Consider the following 2,397-nt stretch of genomic DNA (forward strand, 5'->3'; position numbering starts at 1 on the left):
GAGCTGATCTTCACCTCCGGCACCGAGGCCCGCCCCAAGGCGATCATGCACACGGAGCAGACCGCCAACTTCAGCGTTCGGGTAGCAGCCTCCGACCTGGGTGTGACGGCGGCGGACGTGGTGTGGATGCCCTCGCCCGTCGGGCACTCGACCGGGTTCAACTACGGGATCCGCTTCGCCCTGTACCACCGGCTCCCGCTGGTGCTCCAGGACGAGTGGGACCCGGTGGGCGCCGTCAACCTGATCGAGGCCCACCGGTGCTCCTACACGCTGGCCGCCACCACCTTCCTGCAGGACCTGGTCGGAGCGGCGGAGGCGGCGGGCACCGCCCTGCCGAGCATGCGGTTGTTCGGGTGCGGCGGGGCGCCCGTGCCCCCGGCTCTGGTCGACGCGGCGGGAGAGCGCGCCATCGGCGTGCTCCGTCTCTACGGCTCGACCGAGGTGCTGGTCGGCACCTGGAACCGACCCGACTCCCCCGCCGAGAAGCGCCGGGTGACCGACGGCCGCCCGATGAGCCACGTCGAGGTCGAGGTCCGTGATGCCGACGGCCGACCGGTGCCACCCGGCGAGCCGGGAGAGGCCTTCGTCCGCGGGCCCAACACGTCCGTCGGGTTCTTCGAGGACGCCGAGCGCACCGCCGCCACCTTCGACCCCGCCGGTTGGGTGCGCTCGGGTGACATGGTCACCGTCGACGACGACGGCTACCTGACCGTGGTCGGCCGCAAGAAGGAGATCATCATCCGGGGCGGCCTGAACATCGCCCCGGCCGAGATCGAGACTCTCCTCGTCGGCTTCCCCGAGGTGGAGCGGGCGGCGGTGGTCGGAGTCCCCGACCCCAGGCTCGGGGAGCGGATGTGCGCCTGCGTGGTCCTGACCGCGGGGGCGTCCCTCGACCTGGAGGCGGCGGTGGAGCGCCTGCGCCGGGCGGGGCTGGCCACCTACAAGCTGCCCGAGCGGCTGGAGGTCCTGGACTCGCTGCCCACTACGGCGTCGGGCAAGGTGCAGAAGCACGAGATCGTGAGAATGCTGGTGCCCGTCGATGCCTCCTGATACCCCCGCCACCGTGCTGGTCGACCACGTCCCCCTCGAGGGAGACGCGGTGGCGGCCTTCATCCGCCTGAACCGGCCCACCCAGCTCAACCCCATCGACACCCAGGTGCTGGCCGAGCTCGATCGGGCCCTCGACGGCATCGCCGCCGACCGCCGGGTGCGCACGGTCCTGGTGACCGGGGAGGGGCGGGCCTTCAGCGCCGGAGGGGACCTCGAGTCGTACCGCACCCTGCAGCGCGACCCCGTGGCCTTCCCCCGCTTCGTGGCCGAGCTGCACCGGGTGTTCGGGCGCCTGCGCCGGCTGCCGGTCCCGGTGGTGGCCCTGGTCAACGGGGTGACCGCCGCCGGCGGCCTCGAGCTCATCCTGAACTGCGACTTCGCCATCGTCGGGGTCTCGGCGCGGATCGGCGACGGCCACCTCAACTTCGGGCAGATGGGCGGCGGTGGAGTGCTCACCCTCCTCCCCCGCGCCATCGGCCGGGCCCGGGCCGTGGAACTGGTCCTGTCCGGGCGCTTCCTGTCGGCGCCCGAGGCGGTCGAATGGGGGCTGGCCAGCCGGTGCGTGCCGGACGGGGAGCTCCTCGATGCCGGGCTGGCCTTCGGGCGGGAGGTGGCGGCCAAGAGCCCTCTGGCCGTTGCCAACGCCAAGCAGGTGATGAACGAGCTGTGGGCCGACAACGGCAGCGTGGACGCCGGGCTGCGCTACGAGGCGGAGCGGGACGCCTACTACTGCCTGACGTCCCACGACGCGCCCGAGGGACTGGCGGCCTTCGCCGAGAAGCGCACGCCCCGCTTCACGGGGGACTGACCGGTGGATCCGGTTGTGACCAGCACCCCCGGTCCCGATGTGGACGAGGAGAGCGGCCCGCTGTGGTCGGCGTTTTCCGACCACCGGGTGGTCGTCCAGGAGTGCGGGGCGTGCTCGCGGCGCCGGCTCGAGCGCATGCCCGCCTGCCCCTGGTGTGGGAGCACGGAGGCCCACGACGTCGAGGTCACCGGGACGGGGAGGGTGTACTCGTGGGTGAGGACCCACCGGCCTCTGGGCTCGGTGCCGGAGGAGGAGCTCCCCTACGCGGTGGTGACCGTGGACCTCGATGGGGGCGGGCGGGTCTTCGGGCGCCTCGAGCCCCCGGAGGCGGCCGTCATCGGTCTGGCCGTGGGCCCGACGTTCGTCGACCATCCCGGCTGGACCGAGCTGCGGTTCACCGCCCGATGACCGCCGCCCTCGTCGGCGTCGGCTATACGGCGTTCACCCGCAGCTCGGGGCGCAGCGTGCTGGCCCAGGCGGCGGAGGCGTGCCGGGCGGCCGTCGACGACGCCGGCCTCGAGCCCGGGGAAGTGGACGGG

General features: G+C 73.1%; 3 protein-coding genes. All 3 read left to right on the top strand.

Translation table 11 applies throughout. From position 1 onward, the window contains the following. A partial coding sequence (locus tag VFW24_10605; GenBank protein ID HEX5267212.1) for an AMP-binding protein occupies positions 1 to 1,050 on the top strand: 1,050 nt, incomplete at its 5' end. Next, the gene (locus VFW24_10610; GenBank protein ID HEX5267213.1) at positions 1,040 to 1,858 is read left to right on the top strand and encodes an enoyl-CoA hydratase/isomerase family protein; all 819 of its coding nucleotides are present in this window, start codon (positions 1,040 to 1,042) and stop codon (positions 1,856 to 1,858) included. The genes VFW24_10605 and VFW24_10610, both read left to right, overlap by 11 nt. Positions 1,859 to 1,873: 15 nt before the next feature. Continuing rightward, on the top strand, positions 1,874 to 2,266 hold the full coding sequence (locus VFW24_10615) for an OB-fold domain-containing protein (GenBank protein HEX5267214.1): 393 nt from the start codon (positions 1,874 to 1,876) through the stop codon (positions 2,264 to 2,266). Positions 2,267 to 2,397: the final 131 nt, after the last annotated feature.

This window comes from Acidimicrobiales bacterium (genome assembly GCA_036273495.1).
Classification (GTDB): domain Bacteria; phylum Actinomycetota; class Acidimicrobiia; order Acidimicrobiales; family JAJPHE01; genus DASSEU01.